This window comes from Nitratidesulfovibrio sp. D1, from assembly GCF_051133415.1.
GTDB lineage: Bacteria > Desulfobacterota > Desulfovibrionia > Desulfovibrionales > Desulfovibrionaceae > Cupidesulfovibrio.
This window is the reverse complement of sequence record NZ_JBPGNZ010000003.1, coordinates 182,547-202,041: the sequence shown is the minus strand read 5'-3', so window position 1 is coordinate 202,041 and position 19,495 is coordinate 182,547. Positions and strand designations below refer to the sequence as shown.

General features: G+C 69.1%; 18 protein-coding genes. All 18 read left to right on the top strand.

What is annotated here, in order from left to right; genetic code table 11:
• Window positions 1-175 precede the first annotated feature (175 nt).
• The 18 genes from ACR4XJ_RS06595 (at window position 176) to ACR4XJ_RS06510 (ending at window position 19,333) form a co-directional block, all read left to right on the top strand.
• Window positions 176-943, top strand: a complete 768-nt coding sequence (locus tag ACR4XJ_RS06595) for an HpcH/HpaI aldolase family protein (RefSeq protein WP_434754472.1) — start codon at window positions 176-178, stop codon at window positions 941-943.
• A gap of 86 nt (window positions 944-1,029) precedes the next feature.
• Complete coding sequence (locus ACR4XJ_RS06590; RefSeq protein ID WP_434754471.1) at window positions 1,030-1,944, top strand: NAD-dependent epimerase/dehydratase family protein; 915 nt, start codon at window positions 1,030-1,032, stop codon at window positions 1,942-1,944.
• Window positions 1,945-2,441: 497 nt separating this feature from the next.
• Complete coding sequence (kdsB, locus tag ACR4XJ_RS06585) at window positions 2,442-3,212, top strand: 3-deoxy-manno-octulosonate cytidylyltransferase (protein ID WP_434754470.1); 771 nt, start codon at window positions 2,442-2,444, stop codon at window positions 3,210-3,212.
• A gap of 10 nt (window positions 3,213-3,222) precedes the next feature.
• Window positions 3,223-3,861, top strand: coding sequence for an acyltransferase (locus ACR4XJ_RS06580; protein ID WP_434754469.1), 639 nt, complete (start codon window positions 3,223-3,225; stop codon window positions 3,859-3,861).
• 28 nt (window positions 3,862-3,889) lie between these two features.
• Window positions 3,890-4,795 carry a phosphoglycerate dehydrogenase gene (locus ACR4XJ_RS06575; protein WP_434754468.1) on the top strand — a complete coding sequence of 302 codons (906 nt, stop codon included), beginning with the start codon at window positions 3,890-3,892 and terminating at the stop codon, window positions 4,793-4,795.
• Window positions 4,796-4,805: 10 nt separating this feature from the next.
• Window positions 4,806-5,453 carry an HAD family hydrolase gene (locus tag ACR4XJ_RS06570; RefSeq protein WP_434754467.1) on the top strand — a complete coding sequence of 216 codons (648 nt, stop codon included), beginning with the start codon at window positions 4,806-4,808 and terminating at the stop codon, window positions 5,451-5,453.
• Complete coding sequence (locus ACR4XJ_RS06565; RefSeq protein WP_434754466.1) at window positions 5,450-7,441, top strand: TIGR04326 family surface carbohydrate biosynthesis protein; 1,992 nt, start codon at window positions 5,450-5,452, stop codon at window positions 7,439-7,441. Before ACR4XJ_RS06570 ends, ACR4XJ_RS06565 begins: the two co-directional genes overlap by 4 nt.
• 273 nt (window positions 7,442-7,714) lie before the next feature.
• Complete coding sequence (locus ACR4XJ_RS06560) at window positions 7,715-9,031, top strand: DegT/DnrJ/EryC1/StrS family aminotransferase (protein WP_434754465.1); 1,317 nt, start codon at window positions 7,715-7,717, stop codon at window positions 9,029-9,031.
• 385 nt (window positions 9,032-9,416) lie between these two features.
• On the top strand, window positions 9,417-10,199 hold the full coding sequence (gene rfbF / locus ACR4XJ_RS06555) for a glucose-1-phosphate cytidylyltransferase (protein WP_434754464.1): 783 nt from the start codon (window positions 9,417-9,419) through the stop codon (window positions 10,197-10,199).
• Between the two features lie 197 nt (window positions 10,200-10,396).
• The gene (gene rfbG / locus ACR4XJ_RS06550) at window positions 10,397-11,515 is read left to right on the top strand and encodes a CDP-glucose 4,6-dehydratase (protein WP_434754463.1); all 1,119 of its coding nucleotides are present in this window, start codon (window positions 10,397-10,399) and stop codon (window positions 11,513-11,515) included.
• 28 nt (window positions 11,516-11,543) lie between these two features.
• Window positions 11,544-11,993 (top strand): dTDP-4-dehydrorhamnose 3,5-epimerase family protein, encoded by a 450-nt coding sequence (locus ACR4XJ_RS06545; RefSeq protein ID WP_434754462.1) that lies wholly within the window; start codon window positions 11,544-11,546, stop codon window positions 11,991-11,993.
• An 89-nt stretch (window positions 11,994-12,082) separates the two neighbouring features.
• Window positions 12,083-13,216 carry a DegT/DnrJ/EryC1/StrS family aminotransferase gene (locus ACR4XJ_RS06540; protein WP_434754461.1) on the top strand — a complete coding sequence of 378 codons (1,134 nt, stop codon included), beginning with the start codon at window positions 12,083-12,085 and terminating at the stop codon, window positions 13,214-13,216.
• Between the two features lie 127 nt (window positions 13,217-13,343).
• Window positions 13,344-14,318, top strand: coding sequence for a glycosyltransferase family 2 protein (locus ACR4XJ_RS06535; RefSeq protein ID WP_434754460.1), 975 nt, complete (start codon window positions 13,344-13,346; stop codon window positions 14,316-14,318).
• Window positions 14,319-14,404: 86 nt separating this feature from the next.
• Window positions 14,405-14,743 carry a DUF6693 family protein gene (locus tag ACR4XJ_RS06530; protein ID WP_434754459.1) on the top strand — a complete coding sequence of 113 codons (339 nt, stop codon included), beginning with the start codon at window positions 14,405-14,407 and terminating at the stop codon, window positions 14,741-14,743.
• Between the two features lie 10 nt (window positions 14,744-14,753).
• The gene (locus ACR4XJ_RS06525; protein WP_434754458.1) at window positions 14,754-15,977 is read left to right on the top strand and encodes an FUSC family protein; all 1,224 of its coding nucleotides are present in this window, start codon (window positions 14,754-14,756) and stop codon (window positions 15,975-15,977) included.
• A 45-nt stretch (window positions 15,978-16,022) separates the two neighbouring features.
• The gene (locus ACR4XJ_RS06520) at window positions 16,023-16,319 is read left to right on the top strand and encodes a SemiSWEET family sugar transporter (RefSeq protein ID WP_434754457.1); all 297 of its coding nucleotides are present in this window, start codon (window positions 16,023-16,025) and stop codon (window positions 16,317-16,319) included.
• 116 nt (window positions 16,320-16,435) lie between these two features.
• Window positions 16,436-17,248, top strand: coding sequence for a ZIP family metal transporter (locus ACR4XJ_RS06515; RefSeq protein WP_434754456.1), 813 nt, complete (start codon window positions 16,436-16,438; stop codon window positions 17,246-17,248).
• Window positions 17,249-17,389: 141 nt separating this feature from the next.
• The gene (locus tag ACR4XJ_RS06510; protein WP_434754455.1) at window positions 17,390-19,333 is read left to right on the top strand and encodes a heavy metal translocating P-type ATPase; all 1,944 of its coding nucleotides are present in this window, start codon (window positions 17,390-17,392) and stop codon (window positions 19,331-19,333) included.
• Window positions 19,334-19,495: the final 162 nt, after the last annotated feature.

Genomic DNA, 19,495 nt, shown 5'->3' with positions numbered 1-19,495 from the left:
TACCGGCATATTGCACCCCGCATCGTGCGCGGCTATACTGCCACGGCCTGAAAAGCCCCCCCGTCAGGCCGCGCGGTGCGGCCCGCGCGGTTCATGCATCACCGACGGACGCCACCGCGCCCGCCCCACACCATCCGGCGGCATTGCCGCCGCACCGCACGCGAACGCAACCACCATGATTACCGCACGCGACATTCGGGACAAGATGCGCCGGGGTGAAGCCACCATCGGCACCTGGATGCAGATTCCCTCCACCGACGTGGCCGAAATCCTCGGCCGGTCGGGCTACGACTGGGTGGCCGTGGACCTGGAGCACGCCGCCTTCACCCGCGCCCAGCTGCCCGACGCCTTCCGCGCCATCGAGCTTGGCGGAGCCGCGCCCTTCGCCCGCGTGGCCGAAGCCACCCTGACCGACATCAAGGCGGCGCTGGATTCCGGCGCGCGGGGCCTGATCTTCCCCATGATCGAGACCCGCGAGCAACTCGACGCCGCCATCGGCTGGGCGCTGTACCCCCGCACCGACGGTCCTTCCGGCGTGCGCGGCGTGGGCTACTGCCGGGCCAACCTGTTCGGCCGCGAATTCGCGCCCTACGTGGACGGAACCGCCCGCGACACCCTGTTCGTGGCGCAGATCGAGCACATCCGCGCGGTGGACAATCTGGACGCCATCCTGTCTCACCCCCGGCTGGACGCCATCATGGTAGGGCCGTACGACCTTTCCGGCTCCATGGGGCTTACCGCGCAGTTCGACCACCCGGACTTTCTCGCCGCGCTGGACAGCATCGCCGCCGCCGCGCGCGTCCACGACGTGCCCATGGGCCTGCACATCGTACAGCCCGACACGGCGGACCTTGCGCGCCGCATCGGCGAAGGCTACCGGTTCATCGCCTGGTGCATCGACGCGGTGTTTCTCTACCGCAACTGCCCGTGCCCTCAGGCATAGCGACGCACCACACCCGCAACCGAATCCATACGATCCACGCCGCGCCCCACGGGCGGCAGGGGCATAGCCCCCAAGGGATGCAGCACATGAAGATCACCTTTTTCGGCGGGGCCGGGTTCCTCGGCTCCCACGTCTGCGACAAGCTTTCCGACGCCGGGCACGAGGTCACCATCGTGGACCTGCGGCCCTCGCCCTACCTGCGCGGCGACCAGCGCATGGTGGTCGGCAACATCCTTGACGAGGCCGCCGTGGACGACGCCGTCGCCGGGGCCGACGCAGTGTTCAACTTCGCGGGCATCGCCGACATCGGCGAAGCCAACCGCAAGCCCGTGGACACCGCGCGCATCAACGTGCTGGGCAACGTCATCCTGCTGGAAGCCTGCCGCAAGGCCAAGGTCTCGCGCTACGTGTTCGCCAGCTCGCTGTACGTGTACGGCAAGTCCGGCGGATTCTACCGGTGCAGCAAGCAGTCCTGCGAACTGTACATCGAAAACTACCAGGCCATGCACGGCCTGGACTACACCATCCTGCGCTACGGCTCGCTCTACGGCCCGCGCGCCGACCGCCGCAACGCCATCAACCGCTTCGTGGCCGAGGCGCTGGAAACCGGGGCCATCACCTACTACGGCAGCCCCACCGCCCTGCGTGAATACATCCACGTGGAAGACGCCGCCCTGTGCACCGTGGAAGTGCTGAAGCCCGAATACGCCAACGAGAACATCGTGCTCACCGGCAACCAGCCCATGCGTGTGGGTGACCTGTTCAAGATGATCGGCGAAATGCTGGGCAAGGAGCTGGACATCGCCTACCAGCACGACCCCAACAGCGGCCACTACCAGGTCACGCCCTACGCCTTCATGCCCAAGGTGGGCAAAAAGCTGGTGCCCAACCTGACCACCGACCTCGGACAGGGCGTGCTGCGGGTGATGGAGGAAGTGCACCGCGAACTGCACCCCGACATGCACGACGTGGGCGGCTACCTGCTGCCGCGCGAGGAGTAGGCGCGGACAGCAGGGCAACCATAGATTTTGGAGAGGAAAAGCTATCGGGGAGGGGACCCTTTAAAAAGGGTCTCCCTCCCCGAACCCCTCCCCCCTAAATTTTTTGATTGGGAATCCACGACTACCATGAGGCTTTTGGCCGTAGGCCGCTGCCCCTGAACACGAGGTTTTCCGTCTTTCTCCCGTGCCTTTCTTCCTTATACCCCGCAGCGGTCTTTCGCTGCGGGAGGCTGGTGCGGGGACGATGCAAGGAATTACGAGTTTCGTCGCCGGGCAAGGCGGATTGGCATTTTTGAGCGGAGCATACTCATGTATGTGAGCATCAAAAATGCCAAGCCAACGCAGCCCGGCGGCGAAAGGCGGATTCCGCCCGCAGCGTACCCGCTCCGACCCGAGCACCACCCCGAACCACACGACAGGCCAAACCCCATCCCCCTGCCTTTCCACCTCGCCACACCCGACATTTCCCGGCGCACCGCGCCGTCAAAGGAGCAGCCATGAACATCGTCGCCATCATCCCCGCCCGCATGGGCTCCAGCCGCTTCCCGGGCAAGCCCCTGGCCGACATCCACGGCGTGCCCATGGTGGGCCACGTGACCTTCCGCACGGCCATGAGCCCCACCCTGACCGCCACCTACGTGGCCACCTGCGACAAGGAAATCCAGGACTACGCCGAAAGCGTGGGCCTGAAGGCCGTCATGACCGGCGACCACCACGTGCGCTGCACCACCCGGACCGCCGAAGCCCTGCTGAAGATCGAGGCCGCCACCGGCCAGCGCGTGGACATCGTGGTCATGGTGCAGGGCGACGAACCCATGATCACCCCCGACATGATCGACGACGCCATCGCCCCCATGCTGGCCGACCCCGCCGTCAACGTCACCAACCTGATGGCCCGCATGGAAACCGTGCAGGAATTCGAAGACCCCAACGAGGTCAAGGTGGTGGTGGACCTGAACTCCGACGCGCTGTACTTCTCGCGCGAGCCCGTGCCCTCGCGCCGCAAGGGCGTCACCGACGTGCCCATGCAGAAGCAGGTGTGCATCATTCCCTTCCGGCGCGACTATCTGCTCAAGTTCAACGACATGCAGGAAACCCCGCTGGAAATCATCGAATCGGTGGACATGATGCGCATCCTCGAACACGGTGAAAAGGTGCGCATGGTGCCCACCGACAAGCGCACCCTCAGCGTGGACACCCCCGAAGACCTCGCCCGCGTGGTGGACATGATGGCCGAGGACACCCTGCGTCTCGTCTACACGAAGTAACGGAGCACCCATGCCCACGCCGCACATGCCGCGCATGCCCGACATGTCGCGCCTTGCCGCCATCGCCGAGGAACTCTGGCTGTCCCTGTTCGCGTGGATTCCCACCACCCTCGGCGTGGGCGCGCGTCTTGTGGCGTGGCAGCCGCTGTTCTGCCACTGCGGCCGGGTGCGCTTCGGCCAGTCGGTGACGGTGCAGGGCTGCCGCAACATCGCGCTGGCCGATGGCGTGCGCATCGGCAAGGGCTGCCACCTGTACGCCCGCACCGGCGCGCTGGAAATGGGCGAGAACGCGGCCCTGAACATCAACGTGGTGGTGGACGCCGACGGCGGGCACATCCGCATGGGCGCGCACGTCACCGTGGGCCCCGGCACGGTCATCCGCGCGGCCAACCACAACTTCGACCGCACCGACGTGCCCATCATGTTCCAGGGCCACGAATACGGAGAGGTGACCATCGAGGACGACGTGTGGATCGCGGCCAACTGCACCATCACCCCCGGCGTGCGCATCGGACGCGGGGCGGTGGTGGGGGCCGGGGCCGTGGTCACCAAGGACGTGGAGCCCTACACCGTGGTGGGCGGCGTGCCCGCCAAGCCGCTGCGCAAGCGCGGCGTGCACGAGCGCGCGGCCACCCCGCCGGAAGCGTAGCCAGCCCCCCAGCAAAGGACAACGAATCATGAAGATAGCCATCACCACCTCGTCGTTCGCCAAGTTCAGCGACGAACCGCTGCGCCTCCTGCGCGAGGCGGGCATCGACTACGTGCTCAACCCCACGGGCCGGGCCATCACCGAGGACGAGGCCATCGAACTGTTGCAGGGCTGCATCGGCGTGGCCGCGGGCACCGAACCGCTCACCCGCCGGGTGATGCAGGCCCTGCCGGAACTGAAGGTCATCTCGCGCTGCGGCACGGGCATGGACAGCGTGGACCGCGCCGCCGCCGCCGAACTGGGCATCGCCGTGCGCAACACGCCCGACGCGCCCACTCAGGCCGTGGCCGAACTGACCCTGGGCTACGCGCTGGACCTGATGCGCCTTGTCAGCCGCATGGACCGCGAACTGCGCGCGGGCACGTGGAAGAAGCGCATGGGCAACCTGCTGTCCGGCAAGAAGGTGGGCCTGATCGGCTTCGGCCGCATCGGCCGGGCCACGGGCAGGCTGTTCGAGGCGTTCGGCTGCGAAGTGGCCTTTGCCGATCCCTTTGCCGAAAGCGACGCCAACGCGAAGATGGAACCGGACGCGCTGCTGGCGTGGGCGGACATCGTCTCGCTGCACTGCTCCAAGCCCGAAGGCGGCGGGTACATCCTGGACGAGCGGCGCCTCGGCCTGATGCGCCCCGGCACATGGGTGATCAACGCCGCGCGCGGCGGGCTCATCGACGAGTCCGCCCTGCACGCGCTGCTGGCCTCCGGGCATCTGGCCGGGGCCGCGCTGGACGTGTTCGCCAAGGAACCCTACGAAGGCCCCCTGCGCGACCTGCCCAACGTCATCCTGACCCCGCACGTGGGCTCGTACGCCGTGGAGGCCCGCGTGAAGATGGAAACCGACACCATCCGCAACCTGCTGGACGCGCTGCCCAGATAGAAGGAACGCCATGCCCCTTTCCTGCATCGTCTTCGACTGCGACGGCGTCCTCCTGGAAAGCGTGAACGTGAAGACCGAAGCCTTCGCCCGCGTGGCCGAACCCTTCGGCGCGGACGCCCGCGACCGCCTCGTGGCCTACCACATGGAGCACGGCGGCGTGAGCCGCTACAAGAAGTTCGAATGGCTGTTCAGCGAAGTGCTGGGCCGCGAGATCACCTCCGACGAAATGGACGAGCTGGGCCGCAAGTACGCGGACTACGCCTTCGAGGGCGTGCTGAACGCCCCCATGGTGCCCGGCGCGCACGACGTAATCACCGCGTGGCACGGCCGCGTGCCGCTGTACGTGTGCTCCGGCGCCCCCCACGAGGAACTGGTGCACATCCTGACCGAGCGCGGGCTGGCCCGGTACTTCGAGGCCATCTACGGCTCGCCGCCCGGCAAGACCGACGTGCTGCGCCGCGCCGTGGAAAAGGCGGCCGTGCCCCCGGCGGAAGTCGTGATGGTCGGCGACGCCAAGACCGACATGACCGCCGCCGAAGCCGTGGGCACCCTGTTCTACGGCCGGGGCGAAGCCTTTGCCGCCACCCCGCACCCGTGGGGGCACGACCTGACCGGGCTCAACGCGTGGCTGGAAGGCATCGCCAGGGAGCCTTCGTGACCACCTTCATCCTGCTGGATGGACCGGACGCCCCGCCCCGTCCGCAACCGGAATCCCACGGCCTGCCTCCGGTGGTGGCCCACTGGGCCCGGCGCGACGTGCCGCACGGCCATCTTTCGGTGCCCGCGCTGGTGGAGGAGCACTTCACGGACATCCGGCGCGAGTACATCACCTGGGCGCACGAGACCGGGCTGACCCGGCCCGCCCGCTCCACCCGAAACCTTCGTGAACTGCTGGCCGTGGGCGACACCTTCTCGCACTGGTGGTTCACCACGCTTGCCGAAAAGCATCCGAAAATCTGCCGCAACCTGTACGAAGTGACCAAGCTGCGCGCGCTGGAACTGGCCGTCGAGGACGCCCGCGCCGACCATGTCTGCGCGGTCACCGACGACACGGTGCTGGCGGGTATCCTGCTGCGCTTCTGCGCCGCCACCGGCCGCCGGTTCGAGTTGCGTCCGGCCGGACCGGGGGCCGGAATGGGGGCCGGAACGGGCTCCGCATCCTCCGCCGACGCCGCTCCCCTCTCGACCAGGCAGCGCCTGGCCGCGCTGTACCACGGCCTGCCCGCGCCGGTGCAGGCCGTGGCCCGCCTGGGCGCGTGGCTGCTGCGCGAAAAGCGCCTGCTGCCCGCCGCGCCCGAGGCCACGGGCAAGGCCGCCCTGCCCGCGCACCCGCGCCCCTCCACCATCGCCACCTATTTCCCCAACATCGACGTGCAGGCCGCCACACAGGGCCGCCTGCGCTCGCGCTACTGGGAAAGCCTGCACGACGCGCTGGATCCGGAGCAGGGCGGCGTGCACGGGGTGACCTGGCTGTTCATCTTCGAGCCCACGCCCCACTATTCGCTGGCCGACGCCATCCGCCTGCGCGACGCATTCCGCGCCCGCAAGCAGGACGGCATCGCCTTCCACTTCATCGAGGAATTCCTGACCCTTCCGGCCATCGTCCGCGAGGTCGCGCACTACTGCCGCATGGCCATCCGCGCCGCGCGCCTGACCCGCCACGTGGCCGGCCAGTGCCGCCTGCCCGGCTCGCGCATGGATTTCTGGCCGTACATGGCCCGCAACTGGGCCGACTCCACGCGCGGCTGGCTGGGCCTGCAACGCCGCCTGATGCGCGCCGCCTTCCGCCGTTACGCCGCCGTGTGCGCGCCGCAGGAATGGACCATCTTCCCCATGGAAAACCACCCTTGGGAAAAGTCCCTCGCCCACGCCATGCACGAGGCGCGGCGCGGCCCGGTGTACGGCGCGCAGCACTCCACCGTGCGGCCCACCGACCTGCGCTACTACGAGGACGCCCGCGCCTTTGCCGAGCCGGACGCCGCCGCCACCCTGCCCGACCTGCTGTGCTGCAACGGCCAGGGCGCGCTGGGCCACATGCGCGACGCGGGCATGCCCGGCGAACGGCTGGGCGAGATCGAGGCGTTGCGCTACCTGTACCTTGCCGACGTGAGCCCCGGAGCGGCGCCGGACGCCGCGCCGCCCCTCTCGCCCGGCAAGCCCACCCTGCTCGTGGTCGCCAGCTTCTTCCCCGACGAGACCGACAACCAACTCGACGTGCTGGCCGATGCCGCGCGGGCAGGCACGCTGGACGGCTACGACGTGGTCGTCAAGCCGCATCCCAACCTGCCCGTGGAAGGCCGCCTTGCCGCGCGCTTCCCCTCCGGCGGCGCGCCCCGCGTGGTCAACACTCCCGTGGCCCAACTGCTTGCTCCGGGCCCCCACGGATTGGTCGTCTGGGCGGCCAACTCCACCACCGTGGCCCTGGAAGCCGCCTACCAGCGGCTGCCCCTCATCGTGCAGACCGCCGCCAACGACTTTAACATGTGCCCCCTGCTCGGCGTACCCGGCACCGCCTTCGTGGCTACCGCCGACGACCTCGCCGCCGCGCTGGCCCGTCCCGCCCCGCCCAACCTGCCGCCCGGCTTCCTGGCCCTTGATCGCGGGTTGCCCCGGTGGCGGAAGTTGCTGGGGATTTCTGCGGGATAAGAGTTCGCGGGGGAGGGAACCTTTTGGAAAAGGTTCCCTCCCCCGCACCCCCACCCTCCCAAACTTTTCAAATGGGTTGGGGGAAAAGGCTGGTGCGGTCGTACACACGCTTCCACCGCCGCTACATGGAAACGAACCCCCTATTGAAAAGCTTTGGAAGAAGGAGGATGGGGTCCGGGGAAGGGGAAAGGCCCCTTTTCCAAAAGGGGCCTTTCCCCTTCCCCGGTTACTCTTCCTCTCCCCTTCTTTCTCCCCTCCCCAAGGAGCCGCCACATGCTGACCGCCATCACCCGCAAGCTGAAGGAACTGGCCCGCATGCTGGGTACGCGGCCCTACTACGGGTTCGTGACCGGGCACGGCTACCTGACCGATGCGCAGGTGGCCGAGGTGCGGCGGGTGCTGGAGTCTCCCGCGCAGGCGGCGGGCACGGTGGCGGAGTACGAGCGCCGGTTCGCGGCGGTGGTGGGCGAGGGGCGCGGGCTGGCCACGGCGGGCGGCCGCATGGCCCTGTTCGCCACGCTGCGGGCGCGGGGCGTGGGCGCGGGGCACGAGGTGATCCTGCCCGCGTTCACCTGCTCGGTGGTGGCCAGCGCGGTGCTGCGCACGGGGGCCACGCCGGTGTTCACCAACGTGGACCCCGCCACCTTCGGCACGGACCCGGACGCGGTGGCGAAAGCCATCACCCCGAAGACGCGGGCCATCATCGCGCAGCACAGCTTCGGCATTCCCTGCCGGGTGGGCGAACTGCGCGCGCTGGCCGACGGCTGCGGGGCGGCGCTGATCGAGGACTGCGCGCTGACCGTGGGCTCCACGCGCGACGGCGTGGCCGTGGGCAACACCGGGGACGCGGCGTTCTTCTCCACGGACCACTCCAAGCCCATGAACACGGTGGTGGGCGGGTTCTTCTACACCCGCGACGCGGGGCTGTACGACGCCGTGGCCGCCCAACTGAACGACGCGCCCACCCTGCCGGAAGCCCAGCAGCGGCGGCTGTTCGGCCAGTTCCTGCTGGAACGGCGGCTGGCCCGGCCTGCCAGCTACGGCCTGTACCAGCTGGCCATGCTGGGCAAGTCGGTGCTGCGACGGCTGTCCGACCCCGGCATGACCTTCCTGGACGACGACTACGTGGTGGAGCGCACGGGGGCCTACGCCTACCCGGCGCGCCTGCCCGCCGTGCTGGCGCGCATCGGGCTGTTCGAACTGGACCGCTGGCCCACCGAGGCGGTCCGGCGCGAGGCGCTGCTGCAACGCTACCTGGCCTCGGCCTACGGCACGCCGCTGGCCGCGCACCTGCCCGCCGCCTATGCCGACCCGGCGCTGCGCATCGTCGCCCATCGCCTGGCGTTCACCCATCCGCGCGCCAACGAATTGAAAGCGCTGATGGATGCGCGGGTGCACACCGCGTGGACGTGGTTCATGGACCCCATCGTGGGCGCGCGGGCGGGGCTGGCCTCGCTGGGGTACGCCGCCGGGGCCTGTCCGGTGTCGGAAAAGGTGGGTACGCAGGTGCTGAACTGGCCGTGCGTGGTGGAACAGGGCGCGGAAGGCCCGCTGCTGGAGTTCTTCGCGCAGGTGGCCCGGCAGGCGTAGACGGAACGGTGCGGACGCATGGCCGGGCGGACGCCGCAAAACCCTCCGCAATCCCCCGCCATCCGCGAAAATCACGCGCCGCACCTATGGACAAGCGTCACGCGCGAGCGTATCTAGCACGCCACGAAGAAGGGCGGGAAATTCCGGCGGAAACGCGGCGCGCCAGTGCGACGCGCCAGCCCCGGAACACCGGCCACCCACCCGCGCGCGGAACGGAGGTTCCGCACGTCATCATGACGCCACCGCACCCTGCCCATCCATTCCATCCGTCCCATCTGGCCCACCCGGCCCCGGCGTTCCTGCCGCCGGACCGTTCCGCAACGCCGCGCGTTCTGCTATACCCATCCGGACGACGACAGCACATTACCCCATCACGAGGTATCGCATGAAGGTCATCATCATGTGCGGGGGCAAGGGCACCCGCCTGCGCGAGGAAACCGAATTCAAGCCGAAGCCCATGGTCGAGATCGGCGGCCGCCCGGTGCTGTGGCACATCATGAGCATCTACGCCCGCCACGGTCACAAGGATTTCATCCTGCCGCTGGGCTACAAGGGCGAGGTGATCAAGCAGTATTTCCACGACTACCGCATCCGCAACACCGACTTCACCGTGGACCTCGCCACCGGCGCGCTGACCACCCACGAGTGCAGCAGCTGCACCGACTGGAAGGTTACCCTGTGCGATACCGGGCAGGAAACCCTGAAGGGCGCGCGCATCAAGCGGGTGGCCAAGCACATCGACACCGACCGCTTCATGGTCACCTACGGCGACGGCGTGTCGGACATCGACATCGACAAGCTGCTGGAGTTCCACAAGAAGTCGGGCAAGATCGGCACCTTCACCGGCGTGCGCATGCCCTCGCGCTTCGGCGCGGTGCAGACCGACGCGGACGGCAACATCCTGTCCTGGCAGGAAAAGCCGGTGCTGAACGAATACATCAACTGCGGCTTCTTCGTGTTCAAGCGCGAATTCCTCGACTACCTGGACGAGGACGAATCGTGCGACCTCGAAAAGCAGCCGCTGGAACGCCTTGCCGCCGACGGCCAGCTTTCCATGTACCCCCACGAAGGCTTCTGGGAATGCATGGACACCCTGCGCGACTGGCAGAAGCTGAACGCCCTATGGGACAAGGGCAGTGCGCCTTGGGCCAAGGGGTTCAAGGTATAGCCCGAGCATGGGTCAGATGGGCCTTTCGCCCGCTGGCTGCGCCTTCTGAACACTTCTCCGCAGCCCCTTTCCATGGCTGCCCGTCCACAATGAATGTTTAGGGGGATGGGGGTCCGGGGGAAGGGGACCCTTTACAAAGGGTCCCTTCCCCCGGTTCCCTCTCCGCCTTCCCCGTCGAGAATACGGAGAGACATACAATGTTCGCAGATGCCTATCGCGGCCGCAGGGTGCTGGTCACCGGCCATACCGGATTCAAGGGATCGTGGCTGACCGCGTGGTTGTTGCAGCTGGGCGCGGAAGTGGCCGGGCTGTCGGTGGACGTGCCCACCAGCCCCGCCAATTTCGACGAACTGGGCCTTGGCGCCCGCATCACGGACATCCGCGCCGACATCCGCGACCGCGCGGCGGTGTGCAAGGCCGTGGCCGACTTCGCGCCCGAGGTGGTGTTCCACCTGGCGGCGCAGGCCCTGGTGCGCAAGTCGTACGACGACCCGGCGGCCACCATAGAGGCCAACGCCATGGGCACCCTGAACATCCTGGAGGCGGTGCGCTGCGCGCCCTCGGTGCAGGCCGTGGTGTGCATCACCTCGGACAAGTGCTACCGCAACGACGAATGGGTGTGGGGCTACCGCGAAACCGACCACCTGGGCGGCGAGGACCCGTACTCCGCGTCCAAGGGCTGCGCCGAGATCATCGCGCACTCGTACTTCCGCTCGTTCTTCAAAAACGGCGTGCGCTGCGCCACCACCCGCGCGGGCAACGTCATCGGCGGCGGCGACTGGGCGGCGGACCGCATCGTGCCCGACTGCGCGCGGGCGTGGGCGGCGGGCACGGCGGTGCAGATCCGCAGCCCGTGGGCCACGCGGCCGTGGCAGCACGTGCTGGAGCCCCTTTCCGGCTACCTGTGGCTGGGCGCGAAACTGCTGCTGAACGAGCAGGGCCCGTTCCCCCTTTCGGGCGAGGCCTACAACTTCGGCCCGGCGGCGGACGTGAACAACAACGTGGCCGAGGTGGTGGACGCCCTGACCCCGTACTGGCCCGGCTTCGCCAGCGAAATGGACCGCGCCGGGCAGGCGGGCATGAAGGAATGCACCCTGCTCAAGCTGTGCTGCGACAAGTCGCTGGCGTACCTTGGCTGGCAGGCCACGCTGAACTTCGCCGAAACCATCCGCTTCACGGCGGAATGGTACCGCGCGTTCTACGCGCCGCAGGGCCAGGGTGGGGAAGTCCGTCCGGACATGTACGCCTTCACCATGAACCAGATCGCGGAATACTCCGGCAAGGCCGCCGCCAAGGGCCTTGCCTGGGCGAAGTAGCGGCCTCCGCGCCGCCAAGGACCATGCCGTGAACGCCACGACCATCGACGGGGTGGTGACGCTGGACCTGCGCGTCATTCCCACGGAGGGCGGCCCGGTGCTGCAAATGCTGCGGCCCGATTCGCCCATGTTCATGAGCTTCGGCGAGCTGTACTTCTCGGAAGTGGAGCCCGGCGCGGTGAAGGCGTGGAAGCGCCACACCCGCCAGACCCAGCACTTCGCAGTGCCCGTGGGGCGGATGAAGGTGGTCGTCCACGACAGCCGCCCCGGCTCGCCCACCTTCGGCAATACGGAAGCATTCCTGCTGGGCAGGCCGGACCACTACCGGCTGCTGCGCATCCCGCCGCTGGTGTGGTACGGGTTCAGCGCCGTGAGCGAAACGCCCGCGCTGATCTGCAACTGCGCGGACATCCCGCACGACCCCACGGAAAGCGAACGCGCGCCGAAAGACGCGCCGGAGATTCCGCACCGCTGGTAGGCGGCCGCCACGGGGCCGACACCGGATTTCCCGTCCACAACGTCCGTCGCGGCGCTCCCGCGTCCGCGCCAACACCAGAGCGACACGCCATGACCACCCCCGCCTTGCGTCTTTCCCGGTCCATCGTGGGCCAGGCCGAAGCCGACGCCGTAAGCCGCGTCATCCTTGAGGACGGCTACCTCGGCATGGGCAACGAAGTGAAGCGCTTCGAAGAGGACATTGCCGCCTTTCTCGGCGTGCCCGCGCAGAACGTCGTCACCGCCAACACCGGCACCGCCGCCCTGCATCTTGCCGTGCAGGCCGCCGTGCAGCCGGGCGCGGAAGTGCTGGTGCAGTCGCTGACCTTCGTGGCCTCGTTCCAGGCCATCGCCGCCGCCGGGGCCGTGCCCGTGGCCTGCGAAGTGCTGCCGGAAACCTGCACCATCGACCTTGCCGACGCCGAACGCCGCCTGACGGAACGCACCGCCGCCATCATGCCCGTGCACTACGCCAGCAATCCGGCCGGGCTGGACGAGGTGTACGCCTTTGCCGCAAAGCACGGCCTGCGCGTCATCGAGGACGCGGCCCACGCCTTCGGCTGCCGCCACGACGGCCGCATAATCGGCGCCTTCGGCGACATCGCCTGCTTCAGCTTCGACGGCATCAAGAACATCACCAGCGGAGAGGGCGGGTGCATCGTCACCGCCGACCAGGCCGTGGCCCAGCTGTGCCGCGACGCGCGCCTGCTGTCCGTGGCCAACGACACGGAAAAGCGCTTCTCGGGCCAGCGCAGCTGGGATTTCGACGTCACCCGGCAGGGCTGGCGCTACCACATGAGCAACATCATGGCCGCCATCGGCCGCGTGCAGCTTGGCCGCCTGCCCGGCGAATTCGCCCCGGCGCGGATGCGCCTGGCCGCGCGCTACCGCCAGCGGCTGGAAGGCGCGCCGCATCTGGCCCTGCTGGCAACGGATTCCCGTGACGTGGTGGTGCCGCACATCTTTCCGGTGCGCATCCTGGACGACAGGAAGCACCACGTGGTGGACGCGTTGCAGGCCAAGGGCATTCCCACCGGCATGCATTACAAGCCCAACCACCTGCTGACCTACTTCGGCGGCGGGGCGGAATCCCTGCCCGTCACCGAAATGCTGGGCCGCCAGTTGACCACCCTGCCCCTGCACCCCGGCATGAGCGACGCCGACGTGGACTTCGTGTGCGACGCCCTGCTGGAGGCGTTGGCGTAGGCTGGCATTCACGGCGGGGGCTTCGGCCTGCCCCGCTTCGGCATCCGTCTGCCCGAACAATTCCGTGCCCATATGACGGGGGTGCAGGGGGCGACAGCCCCCTGCCCGCCGGAGGCGTACAAAAACAATGACCGACACCGCCATTCCCCAGCCTTCTCCCGTTCCCGCCGTCAGCGTGATCATGAACTGCCTGAACTGCGGCGAACACCTGCGCGCCGCCATGGACAGCGTGTTCGCCCAGACCTTCGACGACTGGGAAATCGTGTTCTGGGACAACGGTTCCACCGATTGCAGCGCGAACATCGCCCAGAGCTACGGCCCCAAGGTGCGCTACTTCCGCGCCGAGCGCACCGTACCGCTGGGCGCGGCGCGCAACCTCGCCATCGCCCGGTCGCGGGGCGAGTTCATCGCCTTCCTCGACTGCGACGACCTGTGGCGCCCGGAAAAGCTGGCCCGGCAGGTGGCGCTGTTCCGCGCCAACCCGGCCGTGGGGCTGGTGAGCTGCGACACGGTGATGTTCAGCGGCGACAAGGAACTGAGCCGCCAGTTCCAGGCCGCCCCGCCCGCGCGCGGCAAGGTGTTCCGCGAACTGATGACCACCCAGTGGATTTCCATGTCCTCGGCCGTGATCCGCCGCGCCGCGCTGGATGCGCCCGGCATGGGCGGCCACTGGTTCGACGAATCGCTGAACGTGTGCGAAGAGGCGGACGTGTTCTACCGCATCGCCTGGGACTGGGAACTGGACCACGTGGACGCGCCGCTGGCCCGCTGGCGGGTGCACGGCGGCAGCACCACCTTCCGCAAGTTCGCCCAGTTCGCGGACGAGACCGAGGCCATTCTCGCCAAGCACATCCGCATGTACCGCGACTACGAGCGCGACCATGCCGACCTCGTGGCGCTGCTGCGCCGCCGCGCCGCGTTCCAGCGCGGGGTGGCCCTGTGGCGCGAGGGCAAGGGCGCGGCCGCGCGGGAGGCCATAGCGCCGTATGCCGGGTCGTCGCTGAAGTTCCGGTTGTTCCGGATGGCCACGTTCCTGCCGGGCGGGATGTTTGACGCGGTGGCGGGGGTGTATTTTGCGTTGCCGTCGTTCTTGAGGCGGTAGCGGGCGGGTTCCGTCGGCCTCTACGAACACACGCCGCCGTCCCCACCCCGCGCGCCGCGCCCCCCTTCCCCCTATCCGGAGGCTCCATGTTCCCCAACACCACCGGCACCTTCCGCACCGACGTCACCATGGTCGAATGCTTCGGCCATGCCGTGCTGTGGTTCCTGATCACCCTGTGCACGCTGGGCATCGGCGTGTTCTTCTACCCGTATGCGCTGGCCAAGTTCATCATCAACCGCACCTGGGTGGAGCGCGAAGGCGCGCCGCGCCAGCGGCTGACGTGCGACCTGGACCTGGCCGCGCAGGTGGGCCACGCGCTGATCTGGCTGCTGCTGTCCATCGTCACCTTCGGGCTGGCCTACTTCCTGTACCTGTACGGCGTGGGCCGCTACGTGGCCGCGCACACCCGCATCGAACCCGCGTAGCCAACCCGCCATGCGCCGCCCCACCCTCGCCGACATTTCCCCCGCCCACATCCGCCACGGCGTCAAGACCGGCATCGCCGCCGTGCTCGCCCTGGTCCTGGCCGACGTGCTGCACATCGAATACGGCTACTGGGCCGTCATTTCCGCCGTCATCGCCATGCAGATGAACGTGGCCGACGCCATCGAGATGTGCCTGTACCGCTTCATCGGCACGGTCATGGGCGCGGTGATGGGCGTCATCGCCATCATGGTCTTTCCGGACACGCCGGTATGGAACGGCGTGTCGGTGTTCGTCACCACCGGGCTGTGCGCCTTTCTCACCCGGTGGGACCCGCGCTACCGCATGGCGGCCATCACCGTGAGCATCGTGATTCTGGCCAGTGCGGGCCATGCCGGGCGCATCGACGTGGGCCTGTTCCGGGTGCTGGAAATCGCCGTGGGCGTGGGCTGCGCCTTCGTGGTCACGGTCACGCTGTGGCCGGTGCGCGCGGCGGTGGGCCTGCGGCGCGACCTGGCCGCGCAGGCGGAAAACTGCGCCCGCTACCTGGTCACCCTGGTGGACCGCTTCCTGGCCCGCCAGACCCACGTGCCCGCCGACCTGCTGGACCCGCTGGTGCGCGCCACCCCGCGCAACCGCGAGCAACTCTCCAAGGTGCGCCGCCACGAATCGCTGATCTACTTCTACGACAACCAGCCGCTGGACACCCTGTCCACCGTGGTGGAGCGCACCACCGACCACCTGCGGGTGATGCTGCGCAGCCTGAACGCCTGCGACGCCGACGGCTACGACATCCTGATGGACGCCGAACTGCGCGCCCTTGCGGAAACCGTGGCCCGCACCCTGCGCCGCATGGCGGCCACGACCACCGGCGTCACCGGGGCGCGGTCCGGCAACGCCGCGCCGGGATGGCTGGCCGCCCTGGGCGAACGGCTGCGCCGCCGCGGCAAGGATGGCGCGGCCCCCGCCGGCGACCCGCCCCCGCCGCCAGGCACTTCGCCAGACACATCGCCGGACACATCACTGGGCGAGGCCATCGCCCGGGCCGACGCCCGCCTGCGCGCCCTGCGCGAGGCCGGGGCCACCAAGCGCTTCGACCTGGCCATGCTCACCCAGTTCTACGCCTTCTACTACGCGCTGCGCCAACTGGCCGAAGACGTGAAGGTGCTTGCCGCGCGCATGGCCGGTGAAGAGGACGACCATCGCAATCTGGGGCCTGGCGACGCCACGCCCTAGCCCCCACCGCGCACCCTTTCGCACCGCCCCGCCCGGAGGCCCCCCATGCCCGCCCCGACCACCGATTCCGCGACCCTGTCCACGCTGGTCGAAACCATCGGCTACGCGGCCGGGCTGCTGACCTCGCTGGCCTACCTGCCGCAGGTGGTGCGCATCGCCCGCACCCGCTCGGCCGACGACATCTCGCTGCCCACCTTCCGGCTGCTGGCCGTGGGCGTGGGGCTGTGGCTGGTCTACGGCATCGGCATCGGCTCGTGGCCGGTCATGGCCGCCAACGCGGTGGGCCTGTCGCTGATCCTGGCCGTGATCTGGATGAAGCTGCGCTATTCCCGCCGGGATTAGGCGGCGCGGCACCCGTCCCCCGCGCGTTGGGCGGTGGACGGCGCGCCGTTTCCGGGTATACTCGGCGTATCGAACCCTTCCGGCCGACTTCCTTCACCATATTCCGGAGACCGGGCATGTACACCGCCTTCACCGAGCTTTCCCCCGTCACGCAAGCCTTCATCGCCGGGCTGTTCACCTGGGGGGTCACCGCCTTGGGCGCGGCCCTGGTGTTCCTGACCAAGAGCTTCTCGCGCAAGATGCTGGACATCATGCTGGGCTTTGCGGCCGGGGTGATGATCGCGGCCAGCTTCTGGTCGCTGCTGGCCCCGGCGCTGGAAATGTCCGGGCACCTCGGGCGCTGGTCGTTCGTGCCCGCCGCCGTGGGCTTCGTGCTGGGAGCGCTGTTCCTGCGCCTGGTGGACATGCTGCTGCCCCACCTGCACCTGCACAACCCCATCGAGCACGCCGAGGGGTTGCCCAGCAGCTGGCAGCGCTCCACCCTGCTGGTGGCTGCCATCACCCTGCACAACATCCCGGAAGGGCTGGCCGTGGGCGTGGCCTTCGGCGCCGTGGCGGCCGACCTGCCCTCGGCCTCGCTGGCCGGGGCCGTGGCGCTGGCGCTGGGCATCGGCATCCAGAACTTTCCCGAGGGCACGGCGGTGTCCGTGCCGCTACGGCGCGAGGGGTTTTCGCGCATGAAGGCGTTCCTGTTCGGGCAAGCCTCGGGCATGGTGGAACCCATCGCCGCCGTCATCGGCGCGGCGGCCGTGGTCTGGGCGCAGCCCATCCTGCCGTACGCGCTGGCCTTTGCCGCCGGAGCCATGATCTTCGTGGTGGTAGAAGAGGTCATCCCCGAATCGCAGGGGTCGGGCTACGGAGACCTTTCCACCATGGGCGTCATCGCCGGGTTCACCCTGATGATGACCCTGGACGTGGCCCTGGGATAAACGCACTGCTCCCGCCACACCGGCAACGGCAAATTCATCTGCCGTTCCGGCATGATGCGCATGCCCCGGAAAATACCTTGACGGTCAAACTATCTTGGACATAAAGAAGTTTGACCGTCAAACATTCTGGAGGCACACCCCGTGATCGGACGCTTCGCCTGCCCCGGCTCCTACCGCGAACTCATCTCTTCCCGTGAAACCCTGCTCTGCCTGCTGGGCGGCCTGCTGGCCGCCGCATCGTGGGTCGCGTCGCTTTCCGGCGCGCCCGCGTGGCTGGCCGCCGCCCTGGCCCTGACCGGGGCCGCCGTCAACGGCCTGCCCATCGTCAAGGGCGCGGTGCAGGGCCTGATGGAAAAACAGGTCAACGTGGACGAACTGGTGTCCATCGCCCTCGTCGCCTCGGTGGCGCAGGGCGAATACCTGTCCGCCGCCATCGTGGCCTGCATCATGAAGGCGGGCTCGCTGGTGGAAGGCTTCCTCAGCGATGCCGCCCGCCGGTCCATCAAGGCCCTGGCCGCCGTCACCCCGGATACCGCCACCGTCATCGAGCCGGACGGCCGCGAACGCACCGTGCCCGCCGCCGAGGTGCGCGTGGGCCAGCAGTTGCGCGTGCGCCCCGGCGAACGCATCCCCGTGGACGCGGTGATCCTGTCCGGCGTCACCGCCGTGGACGAATCGTCCATCACCGGCGAGCCGTTGCCCCGCTCCTGCGCCACGGGCGACAAGGTGCTGGCGGGCACCATGAACTACAACGGCGTCATCGTGGTGGAAGCGCAGCGCGTAGGCGAAGACACCACCATCGGCAAGGTGGTGCGTCTGGTGGAAGAGGCCGAGGCCCACAACCCCAAGGCCGCTCGCCTGGTGGACAGGTACGCCCAATGGTTCACGCCGGTGGTGCTGGCCTGCGCCGCCGCTGCCTGGGCCGTTTCGGGCGAGACCTCGCGCGCCGTGGCCGTGCTCATCGCCGGGTGCCCCTGCGCCCTGCTGATGGCCGCGCCCACCGCCGCCGTGGCCGCCGTGGGCCGCGCCGCCCGCGCGGGCATCATCGTGCGCGGCGGGCAGGCCCTGGAAAAGGTGGCCGCCGCCACCCTGGTGCTGTTCGACAAGACCGGCACCCTCACCTTCGGACGGCCGGAACTGGATGAGGTGCTGCCCGCACCCGGCTATGCCGCCGAACGGGTGCTGGCCCTGGCCGCCGGGGCTGAGGGCGGCGGCACCCATCCCATCGCGCGGGCCATCGTGGCCGGGGCCGAGGAGCGGTCCATCGCGCCCGCCGCCGCCGAGGGCGCGTTCACCGAAGTGGGCGTGGGCGTGCGGGCCACCGTGGACGGCCACGCCGTGGAGGTCTGCGGCGTGACGGCCGATGTCGAAACGGAGCTTTCCGAACGCGCGCCCTCCCTGGTCCCGCCGCTGGCCGCCCTGCGCGGACGCGGGGCCACCGCCCTGCTGGTGCGCGTGGACGCGGCCCCCGCCGGGCTGCTGGCCGTCACCGACACCCTGCGCCCCGGCGCGCGCGCCGCCGTCAGCGGATTGCGCGCCGCCGGTCTGGCCCACGCGGGCATGCTGTCCGGCGACCACGAGACCGCCGCCGCGCGCATCGCGGCGCAGGCGGGCATCGACTACTGGCGCGCCGGGCTGAAGCCCGCCGACAAGCTGTCCGCCATCCGCACCCAGCAGCAGTCCGGGGCCACCGTGGTCTTCGTGGGCGACGGCATCAACGACGCCCCCGCCCTGGCCGGGGCGGACGTGGGGGTGGCCATGGGCGGCGCGGGCACCGACGTGGCCCTGGAAACCGCCGACGTGGCCCTGACCCACGACGACATCGGCCGCCTGCCCTTCCTGGTGCGGCTGGCGCGCCGGGCCATCTCGCTCATCAAGATCAACATCGGCCTCGGCGTGCTGTTCAACGCGCTGTCCATCCTGGGCAGCGGCTACGGCCTGCTCTCGCCGGTGATGGCCTCGGTGTTCCACAACGTGGGCTCGGTGATCGTGGTCATCTCGTCCGCCAGCCTCGCCTTCTTCGATGATGGCGAGCCCGGCCGGCCCGCCTGCCCCGCGCCCGCCGCCACGGGCAAGGCCGCGTAGCCGCTCCGCGCCCCGCCGTCCGCGCCGCCGAAACCCACGGGCCGGAAAGGATGCCCCTTCCGGCCCCTTTCGCGGGCCGCGCCATGCCCCGCATCAACTCGTGCCACGTCCGCCCAGCCTTGCTTTCCCGCCCGGATTCTGCAATGCCTAATCGATTCGCGC

Coding starts and splice junctions, on each gene's coding strand:
- ACR4XJ_RS06595 (WP_434754472.1), top strand. CDS start 176: ATGATTACCGCACGCGACATTCGGGACAAGATGCGCCGGGGTGAAGCC.
- ACR4XJ_RS06590 (WP_434754471.1), top strand. CDS start 1,030: ATGAAGATCACCTTTTTCGGCGGGGCCGGGTTCCTCGGCTCCCACGTC.
- kdsB (WP_434754470.1), top strand. CDS start 2,442: ATGAACATCGTCGCCATCATCCCCGCCCGCATGGGCTCCAGCCGCTTC.
- ACR4XJ_RS06580 (WP_434754469.1), top strand. CDS start 3,223: ATGCCCACGCCGCACATGCCGCGCATGCCCGACATGTCGCGCCTTGCC.
- ACR4XJ_RS06575 (WP_434754468.1), top strand. CDS start 3,890: ATGAAGATAGCCATCACCACCTCGTCGTTCGCCAAGTTCAGCGACGAA.
- ACR4XJ_RS06570 (WP_434754467.1), top strand. CDS start 4,806: ATGCCCCTTTCCTGCATCGTCTTCGACTGCGACGGCGTCCTCCTGGAA.
- ACR4XJ_RS06560 (WP_434754465.1), top strand. CDS start 7,715: ATGCTGACCGCCATCACCCGCAAGCTGAAGGAACTGGCCCGCATGCTG.
- rfbF (WP_434754464.1), top strand. CDS start 9,417: ATGAAGGTCATCATCATGTGCGGGGGCAAGGGCACCCGCCTGCGCGAG.
- rfbG (WP_434754463.1), top strand. CDS start 10,397: ATGTTCGCAGATGCCTATCGCGGCCGCAGGGTGCTGGTCACCGGCCAT.
- ACR4XJ_RS06540 (WP_434754461.1), top strand. CDS start 12,083: ATGACCACCCCCGCCTTGCGTCTTTCCCGGTCCATCGTGGGCCAGGCC.
- ACR4XJ_RS06535 (WP_434754460.1), top strand. CDS start 13,344: ATGACCGACACCGCCATTCCCCAGCCTTCTCCCGTTCCCGCCGTCAGC.
- ACR4XJ_RS06530 (WP_434754459.1), top strand. CDS start 14,405: ATGTTCCCCAACACCACCGGCACCTTCCGCACCGACGTCACCATGGTC.
- ACR4XJ_RS06525 (WP_434754458.1), top strand. CDS start 14,754: ATGCGCCGCCCCACCCTCGCCGACATTTCCCCCGCCCACATCCGCCAC.
- ACR4XJ_RS06520 (WP_434754457.1), top strand. CDS start 16,023: ATGCCCGCCCCGACCACCGATTCCGCGACCCTGTCCACGCTGGTCGAA.
- ACR4XJ_RS06515 (WP_434754456.1), top strand. CDS start 16,436: ATGTACACCGCCTTCACCGAGCTTTCCCCCGTCACGCAAGCCTTCATC.